The sequence below is a fragment of the Microbacterium oleivorans NBRC 103075 genome (assembly GCF_001552475.1).
Taxonomy (GTDB): Bacteria; Actinomycetota; Actinomycetes; order Actinomycetales; family Microbacteriaceae; genus Microbacterium; species Microbacterium oleivorans.
Map to the genome: position 1 here is coordinate 1 of NZ_BCRG01000004.1, position 24718 is coordinate 24718.

The 24718-nt window shown below is 67.0% G+C and carries 28 protein-coding genes, 1 tRNA gene and 1 pseudogene; 18 read left to right on the forward strand and 12 right to left on the reverse strand.

All coding sequences use genetic code 11. From position 1 onward, the window contains the following. Window positions 1–388, reverse strand: a pseudogene (locus MO1_RS05740) (HNH endonuclease); the annotation flags it as partial. Between the two features lie 134 nt (window positions 389–522). Between MO1_RS05740 and MO1_RS14720 the strand changes: the two are divergent. The 4 genes from MO1_RS14720 to MO1_RS05755 all read left to right on the forward strand — a co-directional run bounded on the left by MO1_RS14720 (window position 523) and on the right by MO1_RS05755 (window position 2534). Continuing rightward, entirely contained in the window at window positions 523–675 is a 153-nt protein-coding gene (locus MO1_RS14720; protein ID WP_164499349.1) for a hypothetical protein, read from the forward strand. A 13-nt stretch (window positions 676–688) separates the two neighbouring features. After that, window positions 689–979 (forward strand): DUF1905 domain-containing protein, encoded by a 291-nt coding sequence (locus tag MO1_RS05745; protein ID WP_060915473.1) that lies wholly within the window; start codon window positions 689–691, stop codon window positions 977–979. A gap of 80 nt (window positions 980–1059) precedes the next feature. Next, the gene (locus MO1_RS05750; RefSeq protein ID WP_255209232.1) at window positions 1060–1848 is read left to right on the forward strand and encodes an alpha/beta fold hydrolase; all 789 of its coding nucleotides are present in this window, start codon (window positions 1060–1062) and stop codon (window positions 1846–1848) included. Continuing rightward, the gene (locus MO1_RS05755) at window positions 1845–2534 is read left to right on the forward strand and encodes an esterase/lipase family protein (protein WP_060915475.1); all 690 of its coding nucleotides are present in this window, start codon (window positions 1845–1847) and stop codon (window positions 2532–2534) included. Before MO1_RS05750 ends, MO1_RS05755 begins: the two co-directional genes overlap by 4 nt. A gap of 223 nt (window positions 2535–2757) precedes the next feature. Here the strand turns inward: MO1_RS05755 and MO1_RS05760 are convergent, their stop codons facing one another. Then, entirely contained in the window at window positions 2758–3948 is a 1191-nt protein-coding gene (locus MO1_RS05760) for a GNAT family N-acetyltransferase (protein WP_060915476.1), read from the reverse strand. Between the two features lie 10 nt (window positions 3949–3958). After that, window positions 3959–4837, reverse strand: coding sequence for an EamA family transporter (locus MO1_RS05765; protein ID WP_082724375.1), 879 nt, complete (start codon window positions 4835–4837; stop codon window positions 3959–3961). Window positions 4838–4892: 55 nt separating this feature from the next. Between MO1_RS05765 and MO1_RS05770 the strand changes: the two genes are divergently transcribed. Then, entirely contained in the window at window positions 4893–5372 is a 480-nt protein-coding gene (locus MO1_RS05770) for a MarR family winged helix-turn-helix transcriptional regulator (RefSeq protein WP_036310143.1), read from the forward strand. 12 nt (window positions 5373–5384) lie between these two features. On the opposite strand, the gene MO1_RS05775 is transcribed toward MO1_RS05770, so the two are convergent. Next, window positions 5385–6635: an isochorismate synthase gene (locus tag MO1_RS05775; protein WP_060915478.1), complete on the reverse strand. Its 1251-nt coding sequence runs from the start codon at window positions 6633–6635 to the stop codon at window positions 5385–5387. 78 nt (window positions 6636–6713) lie between these two features. Here MO1_RS05775 and MO1_RS05780 point away from each other — a divergent pair, with 78 nt between their 5' ends. The 4 genes from MO1_RS05780 to MO1_RS05795 all read left to right on the forward strand — a co-directional run bounded on the left by MO1_RS05780 (window position 6714) and on the right by MO1_RS05795 (window position 10990). Then, on the forward strand, window positions 6714–7460 hold the full coding sequence (locus MO1_RS05780; protein ID WP_060915479.1) for a demethylmenaquinone methyltransferase: 747 nt from the start codon (window positions 6714–6716) through the stop codon (window positions 7458–7460). 23 nt (window positions 7461–7483) lie between these two features. Further along, entirely contained in the window at window positions 7484–8545 is a 1062-nt protein-coding gene (locus MO1_RS05785) for a polyprenyl synthetase family protein (RefSeq protein WP_036310137.1), read from the forward strand. A gap of 62 nt (window positions 8546–8607) precedes the next feature. Next, on the forward strand, window positions 8608–9981 hold the full coding sequence (locus MO1_RS05790) for an FAD-dependent oxidoreductase (RefSeq protein WP_060915480.1): 1374 nt from the start codon (window positions 8608–8610) through the stop codon (window positions 9979–9981). Window positions 9982–9988: 7 nt separating this feature from the next. Then, window positions 9989–10990 carry an alpha/beta hydrolase gene (locus MO1_RS05795; protein WP_060915481.1) on the forward strand — a complete coding sequence of 334 codons (1002 nt, stop codon included), beginning with the start codon at window positions 9989–9991 and terminating at the stop codon, window positions 10988–10990. A 9-nt stretch (window positions 10991–10999) separates the two neighbouring features. Here MO1_RS05795 and MO1_RS05800 read toward each other — a convergent pair whose 3' ends face one another. Beyond that, window positions 11000–11599: a TetR/AcrR family transcriptional regulator gene (locus tag MO1_RS05800; protein WP_036310125.1), complete on the reverse strand. Its 600-nt coding sequence runs from the start codon at window positions 11597–11599 to the stop codon at window positions 11000–11002. Between the two features lie 110 nt (window positions 11600–11709). Between MO1_RS05800 and MO1_RS05805 the strand changes: the two genes are divergently transcribed. After that, complete coding sequence (locus tag MO1_RS05805; RefSeq protein ID WP_036310124.1) at window positions 11710–12534, forward strand: sugar phosphate isomerase/epimerase family protein; 825 nt, start codon at window positions 11710–11712, stop codon at window positions 12532–12534. After that, a complete protein-coding gene (locus MO1_RS05810; RefSeq protein WP_060915482.1) occupies window positions 12531–13658 on the forward strand; it encodes a Gfo/Idh/MocA family protein in 1128 nt (375 codons plus the stop codon). Before MO1_RS05805 ends, MO1_RS05810 begins: the two co-directional genes overlap by 4 nt. A 55-nt stretch (window positions 13659–13713) precedes the next feature. Here the strand turns inward: MO1_RS05810 and MO1_RS05815 are convergent, their stop codons facing one another. The 3 genes from MO1_RS05815 to MO1_RS05825 form a co-directional block, all read right to left on the reverse strand. Beyond that, a complete protein-coding gene (locus tag MO1_RS05815) occupies window positions 13714–14163 on the reverse strand; it encodes a BLUF domain-containing protein (RefSeq protein ID WP_060915483.1) in 450 nt (149 codons plus the stop codon). Beyond that, window positions 14160–14402 (reverse strand): hypothetical protein, encoded by a 243-nt coding sequence (locus tag MO1_RS05820; protein WP_060915484.1) that lies wholly within the window; start codon window positions 14400–14402, stop codon window positions 14160–14162. Before MO1_RS05820 ends, MO1_RS05815 begins: the two co-directional genes overlap by 4 nt. A 95-nt stretch (window positions 14403–14497) precedes the next feature. Further along, on the reverse strand, window positions 14498–14989 hold the full coding sequence (locus MO1_RS05825) for a YajQ family cyclic di-GMP-binding protein (protein WP_060915485.1): 492 nt from the start codon (window positions 14987–14989) through the stop codon (window positions 14498–14500). Window positions 14990–15053: 64 nt separating this feature from the next. Here MO1_RS05825 and MO1_RS05830 point away from each other — a divergent pair, with 64 nt between their 5' ends. The 3 genes from MO1_RS05830 to MO1_RS05840 all read left to right on the forward strand — a co-directional run bounded on the left by MO1_RS05830 (window position 15054) and on the right by MO1_RS05840 (window position 16633). Continuing rightward, window positions 15054–15899, forward strand: coding sequence for a LysM peptidoglycan-binding domain-containing protein (locus MO1_RS05830; protein WP_060915486.1), 846 nt, complete (start codon window positions 15054–15056; stop codon window positions 15897–15899). Window positions 15900–15975: 76 nt separating this feature from the next. Further along, a complete protein-coding gene (locus tag MO1_RS05835; RefSeq protein WP_060915487.1) occupies window positions 15976–16461 on the forward strand; it encodes an FBP domain-containing protein in 486 nt (161 codons plus the stop codon). Between the two features lie 87 nt (window positions 16462–16548). Next, window positions 16549–16633 (forward strand) — tRNA-Tyr (locus tag MO1_RS05840). 239 nt (window positions 16634–16872) lie between these two features. Here the strand turns inward: MO1_RS05840 and MO1_RS05845 are convergent. Both MO1_RS05845 and MO1_RS05850 read right to left on the reverse strand, forming a co-directional pair. Then, window positions 16873–18717 carry a hypothetical protein gene (locus MO1_RS05845; RefSeq protein WP_060915488.1) on the reverse strand — a complete coding sequence of 615 codons (1845 nt, stop codon included), beginning with the start codon at window positions 18715–18717 and terminating at the stop codon, window positions 16873–16875. Continuing rightward, window positions 18714–19601, reverse strand: coding sequence for a hypothetical protein (locus MO1_RS05850; protein ID WP_060915489.1), 888 nt, complete (start codon window positions 19599–19601; stop codon window positions 18714–18716). The genes MO1_RS05845 and MO1_RS05850 overlap by 4 nt, the downstream gene beginning before the upstream one ends. Before the next feature lie 67 nt (window positions 19602–19668). Between MO1_RS05850 and MO1_RS05855 the strand changes: the two genes are divergently transcribed. From MO1_RS05855 to MO1_RS05865, 3 genes are all read left to right on the forward strand, one after another. Next, window positions 19669–20154: a helix-turn-helix domain-containing protein gene (locus tag MO1_RS05855; protein ID WP_060915490.1), complete on the forward strand. Its 486-nt coding sequence runs from the start codon at window positions 19669–19671 to the stop codon at window positions 20152–20154. Between the two features lie 931 nt (window positions 20155–21085). Beyond that, the gene (locus tag MO1_RS05860; protein WP_157526362.1) at window positions 21086–21499 is read left to right on the forward strand and encodes a hypothetical protein; all 414 of its coding nucleotides are present in this window, start codon (window positions 21086–21088) and stop codon (window positions 21497–21499) included. 127 nt (window positions 21500–21626) lie between these two features. Continuing rightward, a complete protein-coding gene (locus MO1_RS05865) occupies window positions 21627–21881 on the forward strand; it encodes a helix-turn-helix domain-containing protein (protein WP_060915492.1) in 255 nt (84 codons plus the stop codon). A gap of 781 nt (window positions 21882–22662) precedes the next feature. On the opposite strand, the gene MO1_RS05870 is transcribed toward MO1_RS05865, so the two are convergent. Both MO1_RS05870 and MO1_RS14725 read right to left on the reverse strand, forming a co-directional pair. Then, window positions 22663–23214 (reverse strand): hypothetical protein, encoded by a 552-nt coding sequence (locus MO1_RS05870; protein WP_157526364.1) that lies wholly within the window; start codon window positions 23212–23214, stop codon window positions 22663–22665. 74 nt (window positions 23215–23288) lie between these two features. After that, entirely contained in the window at window positions 23289–23981 is a 693-nt protein-coding gene (locus tag MO1_RS14725) for a TIGR02391 family protein (RefSeq protein WP_060915494.1), read from the reverse strand. Between the two features lie 115 nt (window positions 23982–24096). On the opposite strand from MO1_RS14725, the gene MO1_RS14730 reads away from it, so the two are divergent. Further along, on the forward strand, window positions 24097–24582 hold the full coding sequence (locus MO1_RS14730; RefSeq protein WP_060915495.1) for a hypothetical protein: 486 nt from the start codon (window positions 24097–24099) through the stop codon (window positions 24580–24582). The last annotated feature ends 136 nt before the right edge of the window (window positions 24583–24718 follow it).

Consider the following 24718-nt stretch of genomic DNA (forward strand, 5'->3'; position numbering starts at 1 on the left):
TCTCTGCCGGCAGCGTCATCCCGGCATCCACGATCGCCCGCACATGCTCCCGGACGATCCGCCCCGACTCCCAGGCGGTCACAGCCGCAGGAAACCCTTCGATGATCGTCCGCGCCTCGCCGATCCGGCGTTGCACGGTGCGGTCGGTCGTGCGGAGGACCCCGCCGACCTCGGCTGCGATCGACCGCAGGGCCATGTCGTGGAGCCGCACTTTCGCGTTCTGTTGCACCGCCTGTTCTTCTGCGAGGCGCCCGGCCGCAGCCAGTACGCGCAGCTCGGCGATCTGCGCGGCAGCGACCTGGCGCGCGACGTCCGAGACGTCCGCGACGATGCCCGCCAGAGCGGCGAGATAGTTCTCGCCACCGGGGGTTTCCGTCGCTTCCGTCATGCCTCGACTCTCGCACCAACCTCCGACATCGACTCGAGCCGGTCGGGGCGGGCGGGAGCGCACGGCCGGGCGACGGAAGCTCCTGCCTCCGTCCATTCCTCGCGGTACCCGACGGCGCCCCTTAGGTTGAAGGAATGATCAAGGCCTATATCGTGCTTTTGCTCGTCGGTGGGCTAGCCGTGGTGCTGTCACTGGGCGGCGGGCTGATCGTCGCCGCCGTCGGAACCGCGGGAATTGCGGCGGGGCTCACGCTCATCGGCGTGGAACTCCGCTCTCCCAGTCGCTGACCCGAGAGAACCCATGCCCTCTGAACCCGTTGCGCTCGACCACACCTTCACCGCCCCGATCGGGGTGGAGGTGAAAGGTGAGACGTGGGCCTGTGTCGAGATGCCCGGTTCGGCGGAGTTCTTCGGAACCGGCCGCTCCGTCCGGGTCGATCTGACCGTCGATGATGTCGAGATGCCGAACGTCGGGCTGATGGTGACGGGGACGGGCGGTCACATGGTCTCTCTGAACGCCGCGATCCGACGCAAGCTCGGGAAGGGCATCGGAGACATGGTCACTGTTCACCTGACCCGCCGCCTCAGGTAGGTCAACCCCCGAAGCCTGGGCGGATGCGCCAGCTAGCGTGGAGCGTCCCGGCTCTGGCTGGGCAGGGCGAGGGGGGACACGTGAGAAGAACGCACGAGGCGACCGTCGATGAGGTGACGGTCGACGGACGGGTCTTCCGCGTCGTGCGCTCTCATCATCCCTCTGCGACGCGCACTTTCCTCCTCGTGCACGGGATCGGGATGTCGCATCGATATCTGCGTCGCCTGCACACGGCATTCGCGCGCACGGATTCGGTCGTATCGATTGATCTGCCCGGGTTCGGAGGGACGCCGAAGCCCGGCGCCGACCTCGATGTCTCCGCCATGGCCGCGGCGATTGCGGGACTGCTCGACCACCTCCGCCTGCAGGACGTCATCGCTGTCGGGCACTCGATGGGGAGCCAGTGGGTGGTCGAACTCGCGGTCCAGCGACCCGACCTGGTCAGCCGCGTCGTCGCCATGGGGCCCGTGGCGGACGATCGACACCGGACGGCGTTCGCGCAAGCCCGCGCGCTCGCTCTCGACGTGTTCGGCGAGTCACCGCGCGCGAACTGGCTCGTGCTGACCGACTACGTGCGGTGCGGCGTCCCCTGGTATCTGAGCCAGCTGCGTCACATGGTCGCGTACCCCGTCGAAAAGCGTGCCCGCATGCTGACGAGGCCGCTACTGGTCCTTCGCGGTGCGCGCGACCCGATCGCGGGGCTGGCCTGGTGTCGGCGACTCGCTGACGCTGCTTCGGATGCCGCGGTCGTCGAGATCCCCGGCAGCTGCCACGTCGTCCAAGACAGAGCTCCCCGGGCGGTGGTCGGCGCAGTCGAGGCATTCCTTGCTACGCGCGCGCGGCCCCGCTCGCGACCGGCGACCCCTTGATCGCGCTGCTCAGGAGTGCCGGCTGGTGGGCCCGGGACTATCTTTACGCGGCGGTGTGGCAGATCCGCGCGACGTTGAACCGGACCGACCCGCGCACCTTCTCCGACGGGGACCGCACGCCCATCGTCATCCTCCCTGGTGTCTACGAAACCTGGCAGTTCATGTACCCGCTCATCACGGCGATGCATGACCGCGGACATCCCGTTCACGTCGTCCAGGTGCTGCACCGCAATCGCCGTCCGGTCGACGAAGCGGCCGCCCGCGTCATCGACTACCTCGAGGCGAACGATCTCCACGGCTGCGTGCTGCTCGCGCACAGCAAGGGCGGACTGGTCGGTAAGCGTGCGATGGTGCTCGACGCGGATGCCGGGAGGGCCGCCCGCATGCTCGCTGTCGCGACACCCTTCGGCGGGTCGCGCTACGGGGGGCTCATGGTGTTGCCGTCGCTGCGGATCTTCTCGCCGAGAAGCGCGACGATCCTCGCCCTGGCGAAAGAGCACGAGGTGAACGCTCGGATCGTCTCGATCTACGGGGAGTTCGACCCGCACATCCCCGAAGGCAGCGAGCTGCCTGGCGCCGCCAAGAACGTGCGGCTCGACACCGGCGGGCACTTCCGTGTCCTCGCTGACCCACGCGTCATCGGCGAGCTGGTCGCGCTGTCAGAAGAGTCGGGTCAGAATCGCTGAATCTCGCGATGTCAGGCCACGCCCTGCGCGACCAGTACGTCGTCGATGAAGGCGTAGACCGGCTGCGGGCGGAATCCCGCAAAGAACACGCTCCGGTGCTTCTCGATGCGGACAGAATGACGCTCCTGATGGCCGACGAAGAAGGCCCACGTCAGCCTAGATGTGACGACCTCGCGCGTGCGGGGCCGCCGCGCTCGCGAGTGCGTGGTCGCAGTCCGACGAGTCAGTCTTCGGCGTCGATGACCTCCCACTCGCCGAAGAGCCGGAATCCGGCGGCTTTCGCGAGGGCGACGGACGCCGTGTTGTCGAGCTGGCACCGATACTGCGGTTCGTATCCGCGCGCGATCGCTGCGGCGCTCATCGCTCGCACGGTCGCCCGCGCAAGACCCTGTCCGCGGTAGTCCGGGAGGGTGATGACGCCCAGGTCAGCCAGGCGACTGCCGCTCCACGGGTACATGCTCGCGGCGGACGCCAGCGTGTCACCCGCGAACGTTCCGAAGACGACCCAGTGGTCGAGTTCGACGAACGCCTCGTCGAGGTCGTCTTCGGGCGCTCGCGCGGTCAGCTCGGCGAAAGCCGCGGCGTCCGCCGCGGTGAGTTCGCGGGTTTCCGGGCGAGGCGCCTCGCTCCGAAGCGCGTCGCGCTCTGCGGCGGGCAGGTAGAAGAGATTGTCGGGGTCGTTGAGGGTGACGCCGGCGTCCTTCAGGCGTGCGAAGAGTTCCGGGCGCGAGATGTCGTCGCCGTCGCTCACCGAGAGGTGTTCGGCTTTCTCAGGCGAGACCGCGAGGATCGCCGGTCCGTCCTGGATGCGCAGAAGTGACACTGACCGATTCTCGGGAAGTCCAGGGTCGACCGCGATGACGACGTCCGCGCCAACGTGCGAACGGGCGACAGTGGGGATCCAGTGGTGGGAGACGGCTGTGGAGAACACCGGGACGTCCTTTCGGTTGAGGGCGGCACTCCGAATCTCTTCCCGCGATCGGCTCGCGGGGTGAAGATGAGCCCGCAGCGCGTCGCGCTCCGCGTCGGAGAGGGGCTCGAGCGGGTAGCGGGTGGCATCCTCGCGGAATTCGTAGCCGTCGCCCGGCTGACGGGGGATGACGTGGAGGTGCGCATGCGGAGTGCCCTGGTCAGCATCCTCCCCGTTCGACATCACGAGGTTCGTCCCAGTCGTCGATGCCGCGAACACCGCGCGGACAGCGCGATCCGCGGCCTGCGCCACCAGGGCGAGCTCGGTCACCTCGTCTGCCGTGAGCGATGCGAGGTCGGGTGCGTGGCGGAGCGGGACGACCAGCACATGTCCGCGATTGATCGGATGCCGGTCGAGGACGGCGAGGACGCGCTCGCCGCGGGCGACGATGTCGAAGCCGTCCTCGGCGATGTTCTGGCAGAAGCTGCAGACGGCGTCACGCATACCCGTGAGACTACGGCGAGGGCTCGTGCGGTTCGCGGCGCGCACCGTGTCGCACCGCCCCGCCGATGACGGTCGCGACGGATGCGAACACCAGCGCGACGCCGCCTGTCTGGGCCAGGGTGAGCGTCTCGTGCGCAACGAGACCGCCGATGGCGAGCGCGACGACCGGGCTCAAGAGTCCGAGGAAAGCGGGCACCCGCGTCGGCAGCGCGGCGATCCCTCGGAACCAGAGGGCGTAGGCGAGCGCGGTCCCGATGAGGCTGAGGTACGTGTACCCGGCGAGGTTGGTGACGGTGAGGGGCTGCGCGGGAAGCGGCTCGAAGGCGGCGGTGAGGGCGGCGAGGACGATGCCGCCCGCGACGAGTTGCCAGGCTGTCACCACGAGCGGAGGGTGCTCGCTCGCCCAGGCCTTCGCCAACACGACGCCGAGTGCCATCGACACCGCACCCAGCAAGGCGGCGGCGACTCCGATCCCATCCAGCCCACCCGCGGCCCGCAGGACGATGAGTGCGACACCGATCACCCCGGCGACTCCTGCAGCGACGACACGCCTCGTCAGCGTCTCGGCGAGCAGGCGAGAAGCGAGCACTGCCACCAGAAGGGGCTGGACGCCGCCGACCACCGCAGCGACGCCGCCGGGCAACCGGTCGGCGGCGACGAAGAGGAAGGCGAAGAACCCGGCGATGTTGAGCGCGCCGAGAACGGTCGATTTCCACCACCACGAACCCGCGGGAAGCCGCTGTCCGATGACGAGGAGCAGGATACCGGCGGGCAGGGCGCGCACGGTGGCGGTCAGAAGCGGGTGATCCGCGATGAGGAGGGCCGACGACGTGATGTACGTCGTGCCCCAGAGGATCGGAGCGACGGCGGTCACTGCCACCGCCGACATGTTTTTGCTAAGCACTTAGCTAATATAGCTCACTGCTTAGCGATATGGTCGAGGGATGGACCACGTCGATCGCATCCTCGCCCAGTGGCGTCGAGCCCGGCCCGGTCTCGATGTGAGTCCGATGGCGGTGATCGGCCGTCTCGGCCGTGCCGCGGCCGTCGTCGATGCGAGACTCGCCGCGACCTTCGCGTCGCACGGCATCGATGCCGGGACGTTCGACGTGCTCGCGACGCTCGCACGTCAGGGTGAGCCTTTCAGGATCACTCCCGCCGAGCTCGCCGCGGACGCCATGATCACCTCGAGCGCCGTCGCCCAGCGACTCAATCGCCTGGACCGGCTGGGCCTTGTGGTCCGCGAGCCGAATCCCGACGACGGCCGCGGCAAGTTCGTTCGGCTGACCGACGCAGGGCGAGAGCTCCTCGACGCGGTGCTGCCGGATCATCTGGTGACCGAGCGGGAGATCCTCGCGCCGCTCTCGGTCGAGGAACGGGACACGCTCGCCGGGCTGCTCTCGAAGCTGGCCGGGGGAGGGTGAGGGCCGTGCCCGTCAGGCCAGCGCGTCGACGATCGGGCGGAACTTCACCCGGGTCTCGAGCATCTCGGTCTCGGGATCGCTTCCCGCCACGATCCCGGCGCCGGCGTGCGCGATGAGCGGGATGTCACTCCCGACATCCGTGTGCACATCGAACTGCGCACAGCGAAGCGCGATGGCCCACTCGCCGTCGCCCGCGGCGTCGATCCAGCCGACCGGACCGGCGTAGCGGCCGCGGTCGAACGGCTCGACGCGGCGGATCACCTCGAGCGCGGCCTGCGTCGGGGTGCCGGCCACCGCGGCGGTCGGGTGCAGCACCTCGACGAGGTCGAGCGACGACGCGCGGCCCGACAGTGTGCCCTCGACATCCGTCGCGAGATGCCAGACGTTCGGCAGTTTCAGCATGAACGGCTCAGGCTCGGCGACCAGTGCCGACGTGTGCCCCCGCAGCGAGGTGAGCACGCTCTGCACGGCGTACCGGTGTTCGTCGAGGTCCTTCAGGCTCGTCGCAAGGGCCAGGGATGCCGCGGTGTCGGCGTCGGCGTCAGCGCCGCGGGCGGCGGTTCCCGCCAGTACCCGCGCGGTCACGGTGCCGCCCGACACGGTGACGAGGGTCTCGGGGCTCGCCCCGATCAGGCCGTCGACGGCGAAGGTCCACGTGTCGGGGTAGGCCGAGGTGAGGGCGCGCACGAGGCGTCGCAGATCTGAACCTGCCGGCACCGACCCGACCAGGTCGCGGGCGAGGACCACCTTGGCGACCTCGCCCGACGCGATCGCGTCGAGTCCGGCGCGCACCTCGCCCTGGTAGCCGTCGGGGGTGCAGGCTCCGGGCCCGACGGTGGCCGACCAGTGCGGACCGAAGGTGATGGATGCCGGTTGGGGCCGCTCGTCCTCGCCGTCGACGAAGACGTGGGTCACCCACGTGGTGTCGCCGCGACGGCCGATGATCATGCGGGGCACCGTCAGAGCGGCGCTCGCCGAGCTGTTCGCGGGGTCGAACGGGAGGGCCCCGAAGGCGATGAGGCCGGACCCCGGCATCCGGACCTTGTCGTCGATCTCCGCGGCGGCGGCGACGTCGCGCCACCACTCGGCCGCAGGTGCGCCCGCGGGCAGTTCGGCTGCACGGCCCACTCCGATGAAGAGGTCTCCGCGCCGCGACCAGACCATCGGGTCGTCGGGCGACGCGTACGAGAGGGGCTCGTCGAGCTCCTCGATCCGGCGGGTGACGGCGTGCAGTCGGGGAGCGCCGAGCGCGGTCGAAGTCACCTCTTCAGCCTAATCCGGTGCCGGGCTGCGTGGCCCGAGGTCAGCCCGCCGGCATCCCGCCCCGATTAGGCTCGACTCGTGACCGAACAGCCCTCCCACGTCCCGTCCACGCGCGCGGACCTCGGCAAAGACCCCGCGCGAGTCAGCGGGATGTTCGACGAGGTCGCACCCGCCTACGACCGCACCAACACGGTGCTCAGCCTCGGCAACGACAAGCTCTGGCGCGTGGCCACGACCCGGGCTGTCGCGCCCCGCCGCGGCCAGCGGATCCTCGACCTCGCCGCCGGAACCGGCGCGAGCTCGGTCTCGCTCGCCCGCTCGGGTGCGGACGTCGTCGCAGGTGACTTCTCGGCAGGGATGATCGCGGAGGGCAAGCGCCGGCACGGCGGCATCCCGAACCTGTCGTTCGTCGAAGCCGATGCGACTGTGCTCCCGTTCGCTGACGAGGAGTTCGACACCGTCACGATCTCGTTCGGTCTCCGCAACGTCAACGACCCCGAGAAGGCGCTCCGCGAGATGCTCCGCGTCACGAAGCCGGGCGGGACGCTCGTGATCTGCGAGTTCTCCCACCCGCCGGCAGCTCTCATGCGCGGTCTCTACCGCTTCTACAACGACCGTGTCCTGCCGGTCGTCGCCCGCGCGTTCAGCTCGAACGCGGCAGCCTACGACTACCTCAACGAGTCGATCCGCGACTGGCCCGATCAGCGCACTCTCGCCGGACGCATGCGCGAGGCGGGATGGGAGAAGGTCGCCTGGCGCGACCTCAGCTTCGGGATCGTCGCTCTCCACCGCGCCCGCAAGCCCGCCGCGCCGAACCAGGCGTAGGGCGCGACGGGTACGCTGGAGCCATGACCCCCCGCCCCGGTACTCCGGGCTCGCAGATCGCGAGCCGACTCGGCGTCACCGAACGCATTTTCGTGGGCCCGCGCATGCGCAAGCTCCTCACCACGGTGGAAGAAGGCCTCGACCTCGTCGAAGAGCGTCTCGCCGGTGAGTTGAAGGTCGGCGACTCGCTCGCCGACGTCACGTCCCGCTACCTCTACGAGGCCGGCGGTAAGCGGATGCGGCCGATGCTGGCGATCCTGACCGCGCAGCTCGGCTCCGGGGTCACCGACGACGTCCTCGCCGGTGCCACCGCACTCGAGATGACCCACCTCGGCTCGCTGTACCACGACGACGTCATGGACGAAGCGGACCGCCGGCGAGGCGTCCCGAGCGCGCACGCCGTGTGGGGCAACAACGTCGCCATCCTGACCGGCGATCTGCTGTTCTCCCGCGCGAGCCAGCTCATGGCTCAGGTGGGCGAGCGCGCGATCCGTCTGCAGGCCGACACGTTCGAACGCCTCGTCCTGGGGCAGATGCACGAGACGGTCGGCGCTCAGCCCGGTGACGACCCGGTCGAGTTCTACCTGCAGGTCCTCAGCGACAAGACGGGTTCGCTCATCGCGGCCGCGGCCGAGACGGGTGTCGTCTTCTCCGATGCCTCCGACGACTACGCCGCGCCCGTGCGCGAATTCGGCGAGCGGATCGGCGTCGCCTTCCAGCTTCTCGACGACGTCATCGACCTCTCGGCCGATCCCGCCGAGACGGGCAAGGTTCCCGGCACCGATCTTCGCGCCGGCGTCCCGACCATGCCTTACCTCCTGCTCGGACGGGCGACCGACCCGGCGTCGCAGGCGCTGAAGGTCACGATCGACGAGGGCGTCGCGCGCATCTCGGACGGCGCCGACCCGGCGATTCTCGACCAGCCGCTCGCGCAATTGCGTGTGCACCCGGCGACCGAGGCGACCCGCCAGCTCGCCCACGAGTGGTCCGACCGCGCCGTTGCGGCTCTCGCACCGCTTCCCGACGGACTCGTACGCGAGGCGCTGACCCGCTTCGCTCAGGTCGTCGTCGACCGCTCCAGCTGATCACCCGGCGGACACGCCGCTTCTTCGTCACGCCCGCTCGCGGGCTCTCGGAAAGGACACCCATGACCAAGCTTCGGCTGGCCATCGTCGGCGCAGGACCCGCCGGCATCTACGCGGCGGACATCCTCCTCAAGGCAGAGCGCAAGTTCGACGTCTCGATCGACCTGTTCGACCACCTGCCCGCGCCCTACGGGCTCGTCCGCTACGGCGTCGCCCCCGACCACCCGCGCATCAAGGGCATCATCAACGCCCTCCGCGACGTGCTCGACCGCGGCGACATCCGCATCTTCGGCAACGTCCGCTTCGGCATCGACGTCACCCTCGCCGACCTCAAGAAGCACTACAACGCGGTCATCTTCGCGACCGGTGCGATCAAGGATGCCGACCTCGACGTCCCCGGCATCGACGCCGAGGGGTCCTACGGTGCCGCCGACTTCGTGAGCTGGTACGACGGGCACCCCGACTTCCCGCGCGAATGGCCGCTCGATGCGGCATCCGTCGCCGTTCTCGGCAACGGCAACGTCGCGCTCGACGTCGCGCGCGTCCTCGCCAAGCACGCGGACGACCTGCTGTCGACCGAGATCCCCGCGAACGTCTACGAAGGGCTCAAGGCCTCTCCCGTCACGGACGTCCACGTCTTCGGTCGCCGCGGTCCCGCGCAGGTGAAGTTCACGCCGCTCGAGCTCCGTGAGCTCGGCGAGCTGCGCGACGTCGACATGGTCGTCTACGACGAGGACTTCGACTACGACGAGGCATCGAAGGCTGCGATCGCGTCGAACAAGCAGGTCATGGTCATCGACCGCGTGCTGCAGTCGTGGCGCCAGCGCCCCAGCGTCAACAACGCCGGCGGCGAGGCGAGCCGCCGCCTTCACCTCCACTTCTGGGCGCGTCCCGTCGAGATCAAGAAGGATGCCGACGGCCGGGTCGCCGCGATCGTCACCGAGCGCACGCGCCCCAACAACTCCGGCGGGGTCGAGGGCACGGGCGAGCTCCGCGAGATCGCCATCGGTCAGGTCTACCGCGCAGTCGGCTACTTCGGTTCGCCGCTTCCCGACGTTCCGTTCGACAAGCGCCACGGCGTGATCCCGAACCACGAGGGCCAGGTCGTCGAGAAGGGCTCGAACGAGCGGGTTCCCGGCGTCTACGCGACGGGCTGGATCAAGCGCGGGCCCGTCGGGCTCATCGGTCACACGAAGTCGGACGCGATGGAGACGATCCGTCACCTCATCAACGATCAGGCATCGTGGTGGACCCCGGAGGACCCGTCCGACGAGGCGATCATCTCGCTGCTCGCAGAACGCCAGGTCGCCTGGACGGACCTCGACGGATGGCACCGCCTCGACCAGCACGAGGTCGCCCTCGGCGCCCCGCACGAGCGTGAGCGCGTCAAGGTCGTCGACCGCGACGAGATGGTGCGGGTCTCGCGAGGCGAGTGAGGTCACGATGAGCGCCGGGTGGGAACCGGACGTCCTGGGACGTCCCTTCGAACAGCTCACTCTGCCTCTCGGTCGCGACAACGAAGGCGACGTCGTCGCGACGCTGGTGCGACTCGAACCGCCGAAGCTGGCGGGCCTGACCGGGCCGCTCCGCGACGTCGACGTCCTCTACCTCCACGGCTGGTCCGACTACTTCTTCCAGGTCGAACTCGCGCGGTTCTGGGCGTCGCTGGGCGCTCGGTTCCACGCTCTCGATCTCCGCAAGTACGGCCGGAGTCTCGGCCCCGGTCAGACGCCCGGCTTCGTGACGACGTTCGACACCTACGACGACGACATCGCCGCGGCGCTCGAGGCGATGGGACATGCTCTCGACCGGAAGCCGTCTCACCGCCGCCTCGTGATGATGGCCCACTCCACCGGAGGTCTCACTGCGACGCTCTGGGCTTCTCGGCACCAGGATCGGCTGGCGGCGCTCGTCCTCAACAGTCCGTGGCTCGAGCTGCAGCTGGGCACGCTCGGCCGGCAGGCGCTCTCACCGCTCGTGCAGATGCGAGCACGCGTCGATCCGATGGGCGCGCATCCGGTCGTCGACCTCGGCTTCTACACGCGGGCGCAGACCGAGGTCGGCGCCCTGCCTGTGCGCGGTTATCGGCGCGAATGGCGGCCCGAGCGCGGTTTTCCGACCCATCCCGCATGGCTCGCGGCGGTGGTCGATGCGCACCGTCGCGTATCCGCAGGAGTGGATGTCGGGTGCCCGACCCTCGTGCTGCTGTCGACGAAGTCGACCAACCCGTTCGCGTGGAACGCGGAGATGACGGGCAGCGATTCCGTCCTCGTCGTGGACGACATCGCTCGGGCTGCGGTCCGCATCGGTCGCGACGTCACGATCGCGCGCATCGATGGCGGCATCCATGACCTGTTCCTCTCGCGGCCGGCGCCGCGGGAGCACGCCTATCGCACGCTCGAGCGATGGCTCACGCAGGGCGCGGTCGGGCGCTCGCGCGGGTAGGCGGGCGGCTCAGCTCGGCGGCCGCAGCAGGGCGCCGAGCGTCTGCAGCGTGGACTCGAGTCCTACCTCGGGGTCGAGGAGCCATTGGATCTGCAGACCGTCGGATGCGGCGATGAGAAGAGCGGCCAGATGCTCTGCGGGGACGTCGTCTCTCACGGTGCCCTCGCGCTGTTGAGCGCGCAGGCTCTCGGTGATCGACCGGCGGAGCCCGTCGAATCGGCCCGTGAAGAACTCGCGTCCGACGCCGTGCTCGGTTTCGAGGGAGGCAGCGAGAAGCGTCGAGTAGAGGGTCACGAGACCGGGGATCTCGACGTTGCGCTTGGCCGCGTGGATCATCGTGTCGATGCCGGGCCGGAGGTCGGGCGGATTCTCGTGGGTTTGCTCGGCGTGGGCGTAGACGGCGATGAGGAGCTGTTCGCGGGAGTCGAAGTAGTGCAGCAGCGCGGCGTGCGAGACCCCGATCGACTCGGCGATCTTCCGGAGCGAGGTGCCGGCAGCGCCGCGCTCGCGGAACACCTCGATGGCACGATCGAGGATCTCCTGCCGGCGGGCGACGCCCTTCGGTCGCGATCCGCGGCGACCGATCACCGCGTCGTCGTCTGTGCCCATGGGGACAGAGTAGGGCGCGAAAAGTAAAACCTCCACCTGGAGGTTAAATCTGATATCGTCGTGGCCACGCCGCCCCGCGGCATCCGACAACGACGTACGAAGGATGGCCCATGGCTCTGCCACTCGCCTCAGTCCAGCTCTACACACTCGCGAAAGAGTTCAGCGAGGACATGTCCGGATCGCTCGACAAACTGGCCGCACTCGGCCTGAAGAACGTCGAGGCGTTCGACTTCGTCCGACGCCCCGACGAGATCCGCGCGGCTCTCGACGCCAGCGGCCTCGCCTCGCCGACGGGACACGCGCCGCTGCTGTCCGACGAGCTGTGGACGCCGGACGGTTCGATCCCCACCCCCGCCCCCGAGGTCGTCTTCGAGGCCGCCGCGAAGATCGGGATGACGACGGTCATCGACCCGTTCGTCCCCGCCGAGCGCTGGTTCACCGAAGACGGCGTCGCCGACATCGCCGAGCGTCTCAACCGTCTCGTCGAGACGGCTGCCGGCTTCGGCATGACCGTCGGTTACCACAACCACGCGCAGGAGTTCGTGAAGTCTTTCGACGGCCAGAGCGCGTACGAGCGCTTCCTGCAGTTGACCGACGACCGCGTCGAGATCGAGCTCGACCTCTTCTGGGCACAGACCGGTGGGCAGGACGTCCCCGCTCTGGTCGAGAGCCTCGGCGACCGTCTCGTCGCCGTTCACGTCAAGGACGGTGTCGTGCCGACCGCGAACCCGTGGGCGCCCGGCTCGGAGAGCTTCGGCTCCGACTCGCTCGACCAGCGTCGTGCCGGCACCGGCTCGGTGCCGCTCGCGGAGTCGCTGAAGGCGGGCCCCGGCATCCGCTTCGCCGTCATCGAGTACGACAAGGCTCCCGGCGACGTGTTCGAGGACATCGCCGCCTCCTACGCCTTCCTGCGTGAAGGCGGGTTCGTCGCATGACCGGTCCCGTCGGAGTCGGCATCGTCGGTGCCGGTGTCATCAGCCAGACCTACCTCGAGAACCTGACGTCATTTCCCGACGTGAAGGTCGTCGCGATCGGCGACATGATCCCCGAACGTGCGAAGGCGAAGGCCGAGGAGCACGGCGTCCCCTCGTGGGGCACGCTCGAGGATGTCCTCGGCAACCCCGACGTCGAGCTCGTCGTCAACCTCACGATCCCCGAGTCGCACATCGCGGTCTCATCGCAGGCGGTCGCCGCAGGCAAGCACGTGTGGACCGAGAAGCCGCTGGGGCTCGACCGCGAGGGTGCCCGTCAGTTGTTGCAGGATGCGGATGCCGCCGGTGTCCGCGTCGGCTCGGCTCCGGACACGATCCTCGGCCCGGGCTTCCAGAGCGCCAAGCGTGCGATCGCGGAGGGCGTCATCGGTACGCCGCTGTTCGTGCAGACGGCGTTCCAGACGCAGGGGCCCGATCTCTGGCATCCGGAGCCGGCGTTCCTGTTCGCCCGGGGAGCCGGACCGCTGCTCGACATGGGTCCGTACTACTTCTCCGCTCTCGTGAGCCTGCTCGGCCCGATCGCGGGAGTCGCCGCACGTGGCTCACGATTCCGCACGGAGCGTCACATCCACACCGGACCCCGCGCCGGCGAGTCTTTCCCCGTCGAGGTGCCCTCTTCGGTGCAGGTCCTGTCGACCTTCGAGGGTGGTCAGCACGGCACGCACCTGCTGAGCTTCGACTCGGCGCTCGAGCGTCACGGCGTCGTGGAGATCCACGGCACCGAGGGCTCGATCGTTCTGCCCGACCCCAACCGCTTCGAGGGGCCCACGCGATACGTGAAGCCGCTGGGCGTCTTCCGCGACGGCATGAAGACCGAGCAGGAGTGGATCGACGTCGAGCAGCAGGGAACGGTCGTCGGCCGCGGCCTTGGTGTGCTCGACATGGTTCGTGCGATCGCTGCCGGCCGGCCGCACGTCGCGACGGGGGAGCTCGGCTTCCACGTGCTCGACGTGCTGCTGTCGGCGCAGGACTCGGCCGAGACCGGCCAGTACCTGGAGATCGACAGCACGGTCGCGCCGGTTCCGCCGGTGCCCGTCGACTTCGACCCGTTCGCCAGCACCCTCTGACGCACAGATGACGACGGCCCGAATCCCTTGCGGGGTTCGGGCCGTTGCTCGTTAGTCAGCGCTGTTGCGTCGCTCGGACGCGGAACCAGAGGCTCAGCTCGCGCGCCGCACGCAGCGTGGCGGAGGGGTCGCCGTGGGCTTCGAGGTCGTCGAACGTGTCGCGGAACCCGTCGGGGGCTTGGGCGTCGGGCATGGCGATCGGCTCGTAGCCCATGGTCCACTCGGCGAAGTTGCGCTCGTCGATGAACTCGTCGATGAGAACGCGCAGCCCGTCGTGGCGCGGGTCGCGCTCGATTTTTCCCATTGTTTCGCGGACGGCCTGCTCAGGGCCCTCGAGGATCTGAATGAAGCGGCCGTTGCGGTACAGCAGCATCCCCGTCACGTCCCGCGCGGCGTTCGACGCGCGACTCTGCTCGAGCAGACCGCGGAGAGCGTCATCGCTCATCGCCTGGGTCGCATTGCTCGAATACACGACGGAGAAGACGGTCTCGTCGGTGGATGTCATCGGTTCTCCCGAATGCTGAGGATGCCGGGCGTCGGTGCCGGAGCCGAGGAGAGCGTCCGCATCGCGGACACCAGGTCGGAGAACGTCCCGATTGCTGCGGAGCGCATGTCGAACGCGACGTAGCGTCCGTCTTTGCGCTGCTCGATGTAACCCAGGAAGTTGCCGTCGCGGCTGCCGACATGGAAGCCGTCTTCGACCCGCGCCCAGACGGTACCGGGGGAGTGGCGTTGCTCAGGCACAGGGACCTCACTTACTCGTGGTGCTGAACCGCCACGCTAAGCGAGGGCCCCGACGGTCGCGCGGGCTTGACAACCGTGCGGCGCCCCGTCCGCCGTCAGCGGTAGTTGATGAACTGCAGGTCGACGTCGAGGTCGGCGGCCTTCAGCATCCGCTGCACTTCCTGCAGGTCGTCGCGGGACTTGGACTGCACGCGCAACTCGTCGCCCTGAATCTGCGACTTGACCGACTTGGGCCCCTCGTCGCGGATCAGCTTGCCGATCTTCTTCGCGTCCTCCGAAGAGATGCCTTCCTTGAGGGTTGTGACGAGGCGGAATTCTTTGCCCGACGGCTGCGGGTCCTCGGAGTCCAGGCTCTTCAGCGAGATGCCCCGCTTGATCATCTTCGACTGGAAGACGTCGAGCACGGCCTTCGCTCGCTCTTCGCTGTTCGCCTTGATGAGGATCGACTCGCCGCTCCACTCGATCGAGGCTCCGGTGCCCTTGAAGTCGTAGCGCTGCTCCACCTCTTTGCGCGCCTGGTTGAGGGCGTTGTCCGCCTCCTGCCGATCGATCTTGCTGACGATGTCGAATGAACTGTCGCTGGCCATGCGTTCGAGGTTACCGCCGCGACATCGTTGCGCGCCCGTGACCCGGGGCAGATAGCGTCGGGATGTGGAGCGGCGTGAGAAAGTCCTGATCGGAATCGCCGTGGGGGCTGTGGTGGGGCTCTTGGCCCTCGCCGCACCCGCTGTCATCGGGATGATCCCGACCGATGAGGTGGTGGCGGAGGCCCCGAGCCCGACCCCCTCAGCCTCGCCGGAGCAGACTGTCACCTCGCCGCCGCCGCGCCCGACTTCCGAGCCGACGCAGCCGGCCCCGGTGGAGACCACCCCGGCGCCTGAGAGCAAATGCCTGGGCGTCGCGCCCGGTGAAGACCGGGGGTCGATCGCGCCGGGAGCGGAGGGCGTCGTCGAGCGGTCCGACTCCGCCGGGCTCGCCCTGGTGTACCGCGTCGTCTCCAATGATTCGTACTGGGCGATCGTCGAACGGTTCTGCCTCGACAGTGACGACTTCAACGCCGCGAACGACTTCGACGGGCCGGGAGACATCTATGAGGGTGACTACCTCGCCATCCTCGCTGAAGGCCAACCCACCGCGATCGCGCTCAACGACGCGAAGAAGGGTGGGTACCGCACTCATCAGGACTGCGACGGCATTGCACGGATCTCCGTGTCTGAGCCGAATGCGGACGGTCGTATCCGCACCAGCATCGAGGGAACCATCGTCGACAGCGGCACGGGCGAGTACGCAGAAGGGCCCGTCGAGAAGGTCGGCGGCATCCCGACCGTCTACACGGTGCAGCCGGGTGACACCTACCGGGGCATCGGCGACCGCTTCTGCGTCGACGCGATCACCGTCCAGGCGCTGAATGACGCCGGTGGCCCGGAGCGCGTCCTGCAGCCCGGCGACCGAGTGCAGCTGCGCCCGACTGCGAAGTGGATCGACGCCAAGGGGTGAGCGCACCTGGTGCACCTCGCGTTCGCCGACTGGCGCCGACGGAGCCGCGGCATCCGTCGGTTCGTAGACTGGGTTGATGCGGCCGCTGACAGAAGACCAGTTGCGCAGAGCGCTGGTCAACGCCACGAGGGACGAGCGGGAACGTCTCGAACTGCCCCACGACTTCCCCATCCTCGAGTGGGATCACCTCGATTTCCTCGCGTGGCGCGACCCGACCACGCGCAGTCGCGGCTACGTGGTCGCCGAGCTCGGCGGGGAGCCGACCGGCATCGTGTTGCGGGCGAGTGGTTCAGTGCAGGGTGGCTCGGCGATGTGCAACATCTGCCACTCGATGCAGCCCGGCAACCAGGTCGCGATGTTCACCGCACGAAGGACCGGGGATGCCGGTGACCGCGGCGACAGCGTCGGTACCTATGTGTGCGCCGATCTGACCTGCCACGAGAACGTCCGGATCGCCGGCCCGCTCGCACCGAGCGAGGTCCGCGCCAGCGTGGATCGTCGGATCGACGGCACGCGACACCGGCTCGAATCGTTCGTCGAACGCGTCGCATCCGCCGCCTGACGCCTCGGTTTTCGCCACGCGCTTCGGGAGGGTAGGATGGGTGATCGCGCCTCCGGTCGACTGTACAAGCTGGGCGGGTGCGCACCTGGCGAGTTACCCAAGCGGCCAAAGGGATCTGACTGTAAATCAGACTGCATTGCATTCGGGGGTTCGAATCCCTCACTCGCCACCACGGGTTGTTCGACCTTCTCGCAAAATTTATTCGGACAACTAACAGAGCGAAGAGGATCGCGGTGAAAACCGTGGTCCTCTTCCTCGTTCTCGGGCTCTGAGTGCCGCTCACAGTAAGCCGCGCGCGCGTTCGTAGTGGTGATCGGCGCTTGAGACTGGAGCTCGGGCACGGCGAATAGCTCTCCAGCCGTGAGGCTGGAGAGCTGATGTTCAGGTGTTCAGTTCGCGGACGTGGTGCGGCTAAATACGCAGTTGGGTCTTCGACTTGGGTGGGGCATCGCGGTCACCCGAGTTGCGTCGTCGGGTCTGTCGATGCGTCAGGCGAGTGCGTGCGGGAGTCTTGCGCTGGCGCCGGCTGCGTTCGTCGATGACAGGAACCTCGTCTTGTCCTTCCAGTGCCTGCTCGGCCTTGTGCTCGAGGAACTGACGAATCTTCGTGAGGTTGGCTGCGGCGACGGCGATGACGACGAGTATCGACTTCGCGGTCGCACCGCGCATGCGGAAGCGTCCTGGGTCAGCGAGGCTGTACCCGGAGGCATTTTTCACGAAGCCGTTCACCGACTCGACGTTGTTGCGGAGGTGGTGGTAGTGATTCGCCCATTCCTCGCTCTGGTACTCGTAGTGCTGTCCGTGGCGGCCGGAGTCCGCGACGTTGAAGGTCGTGGAGTGCAGGTTCTGGCAGACCGCGGGCATGTGCTTCGGGTCGGGTGCCAGCTGGAGCAGTGCACGCCCGTCTTTGCGTGTGTCGACGACATCGGGTTTGAGTGTGCACTTGAGGAGCGGGTTGGGACCGGCGGCCCCGCACTTGAAGGGGATGTTGCCATTGGGTTTCATCGCACCCTTCTCGCGGAACCGGTAGGTGCTTCGAGTTGCGAGGCGGGCTCTCCAGAGGGATTCGAGGTCTCGCTCTCGTTGTTTGCGCTCGTCTTTCGTCAGCGGCAGCTTGTCGAGGTTCTCGATTCCTTCGCGGTAGTACTTCGTCGCGTGGATGGCGTCCTCTGGCGTGTGCGGGTCGTACCAGGTGCCTTCGATGAGGATCGCGCCGTGCTTGTACCCCTGGATGCCGAGTTCGTCCTTGGGGTAGTCCATGAGGAGTTTGACACCAGCGCGGCGGAGCGGGATCTGGAGGAGCTCGGCGTCGCCTGCGGGCATGTAAGCGCGGTCGGTGGCGAGGTGCTCGATGGTGTGACCGCGTTCCCAGAGGTTGTCGACGAGTCGTCGCGCGTTGGCGGCTGGTTCGGCGCTCGGGATATGCATCGTGAAGCCCACCACCAAATTCGGGACGTCGCCCGCAGTTGCTTTCCCGCCGTTGCTGCCGGTGACGGCGAACTCTGCCTCCTGGGCGTACTCGATGATGCGGACCTGCTCCCCCTGCTTCGGGAGGGTTCCCTTCTTGGTGCGCAGGTAGAAGCCAGCGTCGGGCTCGGATGAGACGCGGGCGTGGTCCGGGAGCGCGGCTAGGCGTTCCTTGCCGATGCCGCGCGCGTGGGTCTTGAGCCTGGTCGCGTCGATGGCGAGGGAGATCTTCTTCGGCCGGTACTTGACCGGCAGCATCTTGTAGGTCGCTTCGAGAATCGAGTTCTGAAGAATTTCCCGGCGCCGGCGACGCTTCTCGATGATGTCCGCGTTGTCTTCTCGCCATTTCAGTTCGTCGCGGTACTCGGCGACGGTGAGGCGGCGGTGCCGGTTCCTAAGGGGCTCGGCATCGACGAGGTCGAAGATGCGGGTGGTTGCGCTCCGTGCCCGGTCGTAGATGGCCTCGGGGCGGGTGAAGGCGTTCATCTCGTAGCCGAGGATGGCGGCGGTCTTCGGTGTGAGCCGTTCGAGGAGGACCAGTGTGACGCGTGTGCAATGCATCGGCTGCTGTTCCATCGCGAGGATGAGCCAGACGATGAGAACCGTCCGCATGGAAATGAACGCCTCACGGCCGCCCTTGTAGCTGCGGTCCTGCGACTGCCAGAGGGTCAGAAGTCGGGGGAGGTCCGACTGGTCGATGATGTGTGCAGCCTTCTTGATGGTCAGAGTGTCGATGGGCGGGCGCTTCGTCTCGTCGTGCAGCGCGAGCGAGTCTGCTTTGCGGCTCATGCGGGGTCGCAGACGGCGAGGAGGTCTTTACGGTGGGGGGCGTGCGTCCGGATGATGCGGGCGAGGCTTCTCACGTTCGTGAGACCTGACATTCGTATGAGGGCCTGCGGGCTATGACCTTCGTTGATGCGCGCGACCAGCCAGGTGTTCCGGGCGCGTCCTGCTGTGGGACTCGCGCCGTGCGTGTTGCGAACCGCGTCAAGGACAGCGACGGTGGTGCGAAGGCCACCAGTGGGGGAGACGAGGTAGCCGGGCGTGACCTCGGCAGCTGCCACGAGAAGCTCTCTCCACTCCGGGTCCGCGTGTACCTGGCGGGCGCGGGTGCCGGGGATGTCGACGATGACCGCGTCGCCGGCGGCGCTGACGTGGTCCTTGTGAACCTGAGCGACCTCGCTCGCGCTCAAGCCACACCCGAGGGTGAGGCCGGCGAAGCCTTTGGCCGTGATGCCCGAAAGGTGGTTCGGCTGCCAGCTCGCCCACTCGCGAACCTGCTGGAGGGCCTTCACGTCGTAGACGGGAAACGGGTTCGTCGGGGTGGTGCTGCGCACACCGTTGCCGGGGGTCGCTTTGGGAAGTCCGGCGACAGCGCGGAGCAGGTTGCGCTCTTGAATCGCTACTCGGCTCGACACCTCCGTGGCCCGGTAGAGCTCGTATCCGAACACGAGGTCCTCGCGAAGGCTCGCCCGCGAAATGGGTGCCGCGCCCGTCGAGTACAGCCAGTCAAAGAACCCGGCGAGAGCGATGATGGTTCTACGCGCGACGTTAAGGCTGCGGTACCCGGCGTATTCGGTCGCGAGGGTACGAACAAGCGTCCCAATGGCATCCCAATGGTCGGCTGGTGTGTCGCCGCGGTAGCTCGTGATGTGGTCCGAAATCTCCGTCATGTGTGGGGCTATGCGCCAGACGGTCAAATGAGCGCCGATTTCGGGCGAATGTTGCGTTTCTCGCAATATGTCGTCGCTGATCGCCGAGAAGGCGCAGAATGGGATGGTGGGAGTCGCAAAGTACAGCCCGGCAGATCTCTGCGACCAACCAGGTGCCTTCGGCCGCCGCAGCACTACCTGGGCCGTAGCCCACGCGTCGCCGGCGGCGGAGTCGCGGCGCTCAGCCGCGATGCTGCAGCACCACGTCGCGATGAGTCTGCGCGCATCTCTTCGGGCAAGACGCGTCAGCCAGGAGACTCTTGCGAGGGAGCTCGGCTGGAGTGCCGGCCGGCTCTCGCGAGCAATGTCGGGCGCGGCGCCGGTGTCCGTGGAAGATCTCCTGTTGTTGTCCACGGTAAGCGGCGCGAGCTTCTTGGCGGCCGCTACGGCCGCAGGGGTGATCCGGGAGTCCGGCGTGGAGAACCTGCAGTACTTGCAGGGGTATCTCGAGCATCAGCTGTCACAGGTGCAGGCAAGAATCGCTGATAACGCACGAGCGCATCCATCGACTTGAGTCCCGCCCAATGCAGAAGATCCTGCATTGGGACTCCGGCGCTGAGGTTTCGTACCAACCAGGTAGCCCTCATGCGTTGCGTCGTCGGCCCGATTTCCCGAGCGATGCTTCGCTGCACGAATGTGTGCACGACGTTCTTATGGAATTCGATGCCGGGTCGAAATAGCGATGCGTCCCAATGCTCGGCGCGATTGGCAACTGCGCGTAGGTCCTCGGTCCATTCGCGCGCGACTCTGACGGTGCGGGGACTGTCCCCGTTGATCACCGTGAGGTGCGAGCAGTCGCGATTGATATCCGCCGCGCGCACTCGCGAGAGATCCCTCGTTGGTAGACCTGCGCCTATGCCGAGCGTGATGAGTGCATGAGCTGATCTTCGCGATGCCGGGTCGCGCTGCAATGTTGCCCACGTTCGTAGCTCTTGGATCTGCGCGGCGGAATACGGAGCGGACGGATCCGCGGCGCGCAATCGCGGCAGTGGCGGATCAGTGTCGATGACTCCTAGCGCCTCGCCAACTCGCAGGAGAATGGATCGGTGTCGAGCCATGGTCGAGGGTCGCGAGGTGGGGATCATCGACACGGAGTAGGCGATGACGTCTCGCTTGAAGAGCACCTCCGCTCGCAATGGCATGCCCGATACGAGGTGCGCCCAATGAGCGTGATGCGCTATCGAGTGCGAAATCGCCGCCTCGGGATATCGCACGTGCTCTGCAACCTGTGACACCACGTTCAGCACGAACGGCTTCAGCTCTCTCCACTCGGTCTCCGCGAATGTCGGCGTGTACTCACGCATCATCGCCCGCCACAACGAGGCGATTCAAACGTGCCATTTGCATACAGATGGCGATATACGCACACGAGTCGAAATAACGGCAACTGAATTTGAATGCCGTAAACGGAGTGACGCAGTCTGTCCTCAGATGGAGGACTCAAAGTGCCGCGCGAGATGACCGAGGTGGGATTCGAGCCGCGTGACATGTTCGCGCAGCCGAAGGCTTTCGGCGTGGTGAACGCGACTCCGTCGCCGGCCGATGGAGTGCGTGCCGATGATTGGCGGTATCGCGCTGCGGTAGTGCAGCATCGCTTCTCTCGGGCTGTAAACGACGGCCTGAAACTGCGCGGCCGCCACCGGAGAGAATTTCTCGCCCAGTACGCCGACGTTCGCAGCCTCAGTGTCGGCCGAATGGGCAGAGTGCTTCGAGGCGAGCAGGTCGCGACGATGGCGGACTTGGCGTTTTGGGCCGAGCATTTTCCCGAGGTGGTCGAGCGGCTGCGCGAGTATTTCGACTGGTGGGTCCAGGACCAGAAGCGGCTGGCGGACCTCGAACGTGAAAGGCGCCGATCATGACGCGCACCGCGATCACCGATCACGACGTTTCCCGTTCGGCTTCAGCATGCCACCGGAGCGTAATCCCGGTCTTCCGGGATAGTCAACCTGCCGCCGCATCCTCCGGTGCGCAGTCTGAGGAGCTTTGATGGCCTGGGACTCCGATGCCGCGACGCGCCTCGGAAGAGTTCTCCGTGAGCGCCGCCTGGCGATGGGGCTAACTCAGCAGACGCTGTCGGATCGAGCAGGCGTCACGAAGAACCAGATCCAGCTGATCGAGGCGGGGCGCGCTGAGGCGGGCGAGGATGCAGCGCCGTCGAATCCTCGCGTGGCGACTCTCGCGAAGCTATGCGGGGTGTTCGAACTCTCGGTCGCGGATGTTCTCGCGCGCGCCGAGCTGTAGCGAACCGGATGCGATGAGATGCGGTGCGGCGCTCGGCCGGCAGTCATCCGCCGCGGATGCCGGGGATCTCGTAGTCGGCCTCCGGCCCCTGCTGCGCACGACCGGACACGCTGGCGGCAAGGGCGGTGGGCTACGGCTTTCTCTCCTGATGTCCTTAATTTGGGTCACCGCCAGGGCCCCGTACACGACGAGCCGCGTGGCCCCTTATTGGGCAGAACTGCTCGGCAGAGACGACCCCCAGGAAGCCGGCGCACGCGCGATCCGGGACGCCCTGCATGACCTTGCGGATCGCGGGTTCATTCAGCTCCGCAGCGCCGGCCGCGGCTCGAAATCTCTCTCTGCAACGAGTCGAAGCCCGAGACCGCGGATGGGGCGCCCAACCCGTACGTAGCCCCTTATGGGCTCGAGCAGTACTTTCCCATTCCGCGGACGTTCTGGACGCGCAACCTCGCCGGCGAGCTGTCGGGAGCGGGTGTCGCCATGTACCTGTGTGCACTCGCTCTGACCACCACCGACGATCCTGAGTTCTTCATCGCAGGCAGCTTCTTCGATGACCGGTTTGGCATCTCCCGATCTAGTCGCAAGCGAGGGCGGGCCGAGCTGGTCGAACGCGGTGTGCTGACTTACACGGTCGAGAGTTACAACGACCTCCTCACCCACAGGAGGGTGCGAAGGAACATCTACCGAGTCGCCAAGAGGTTCCAGCAACCCGAAGCGTGGGCCGCGCCCGAAGCGGCGGTAGAGGACAAGACCAAGGCGGGGAAAGTAGCCCGACTCCGTTTCAGAGTTCGCCTCGCAGGAGCTCAGCAGCGCGCTGTTCCACCTTTCGGAACGACTGCTCGACATTCCGGTGGTACGTGAGGGCATCCTTCATCACATCGCCCTCCCACATGCCGCCGCGGGTGCGTTTCCCTTCATCGAGGAGCGCCACCATCGCGTCGCTGCCGGCCATAGATTCCTGAGCCGCGGCTATCCGTTCCAGCAGGGTGTCGTCGCCAACGATGAGACGCAATTCGCCTGCAGCTCTCGCGACAGTGAGAGCGTGCTCACGGATGGCTTTACCGCTGTCGGTATTCGGCCACTCAAGCCAGAAGGCGTCATCGCCGCCTGCAGCTTTGTAGTAGGCCGGGACTACCGCGCTGTTCATCTGAGCCCATTGAGTGCCAGCCTCGACGAACGCAGCCAGCAGGCCGCGAGCATCGCGACGTCGATCCTCGCGGCGAGCAGCGTCGGCCTGAGCCCGCGAGTAGCGATGTGTCAGAACCACACCGACGATGCCGGATGCGAGCGTGAACGCTCCCGTCAATAGAGCAACCCAGACGGTTTCCGACATGTCGCGAGGCTAGCTGCAACCGGCGTCCAGGACTCTCAAGAACGCGACGCGTGAGACGGCGATCCGTTGCGGAATCAAACGCCTCGATCTAGTCGGCATTCGTCGACCCATCGCGCGAGCATGCTCATTGCTGCCAATTGTTCGACTGCCACTTGTCGGGGCATCTCGGCGGTTTCGTGGGTCGCAGGGTTTCGGATGGCCAACGAGACACCCTGCGAGAAGTTCAAAAGGCCGCTGGCCATCGAGGTGCTTGTCTGGTGATTGCCCTGACCGTTCCAGCGCAATCGAGGTTTGTCGTCCGTCGCCGGGTCCGGTGAAAAGACCTGTGTCATGAGGCCCTTATCCGACAGGTCCGTTCGGGTCGACTTGTCCTGGATGTGAGCATTCAAGAACGTTGCCGCGCGAGCAACCGCGGCGCGATACTGCTCGATCTTCCATAGCTCCGCGGCGTTGGTCCACACCACGGGGTGAAGATTGTCCACCGGCATCGTCGGCCCAGAGGGGCCGAGGTAGGCCAGGATTTGGCGTCTGTTCTCTAGAACACCCAGAGCCCTCGATATCGCCGTGGTTGTGAAGTACTCCCAGGCGTCGTTGTTCAGAGGATCAATGTCGAACGACTCCCCAGGGAGAACTCTCTCCACGATGCGCCGAGTCACTTCGAGGCCTTCCACCTTCGCGCCGTAGTGCTCCCACCCCTGCTGGTCTAGAACCTCACGGTGGTTCTTGAGGTGCTCGATCATCCATTCGGTGGCGGAATCGTCAGTCATTCGACCAGCCTGGCATGCAGCGCGACCGCTCAATCCGACCGAGCGAGGTTTAGGCGAACGGATTCGATTCGGTTCGTCGGAGGGCGTGTCGCACCCTGTCGCTAGCCTTTCTGTCGTGACGGACCCCTTCGCGCTTCCCGCTTTCATAGTCGGCCTCACCGGTCTCGCTATCGCGATCGTCGGAGCAATCACTGGCATCGTGAGCCTCTGGTGGCAGATTCGCACTCGGCGCCGAGGAGCACACAACGTGCGCGTCACGGTGACAGCCGCACTCCCGATTCCGCCTTTTGGCGACGCGGATTGGCAAGTCTGTGTCTCGCCCGCCAACATCGGGGCCACGCCCGTTGCGATCACCGGCTGGGGGCTAGAGATGCCGAAGAAGCGCGGCACTCTGGTGCAAACTGAGTTTTCGCCGTTCAGCGACAACCTCCCGCACATGCTGCAGCCGGGGACCAGTATCAATCTGTTTTGGCCGCAAGACCACGTGCGGCTCGCAATCCAGACCCATGCGTCAGATCTGACCGCGTCTCAGCTCCGCGCCTTCGTTCGGCTTGGTACTGGTGAAACGGTGTACGCGAAGGGCACGGGAGTCCCTGTCTGAGCAGGTCCGCTTAGTTGGCCCCTGAGTCATGGTCGCTGGCATACGCCGAAAACGATCGTTGCGGCCCGCTACGCGCGGAGGGGAAGGATGGGCTCCCAGAAAGGTTGGCCGGAACTGAGTTCTGGCGGACGTTTCC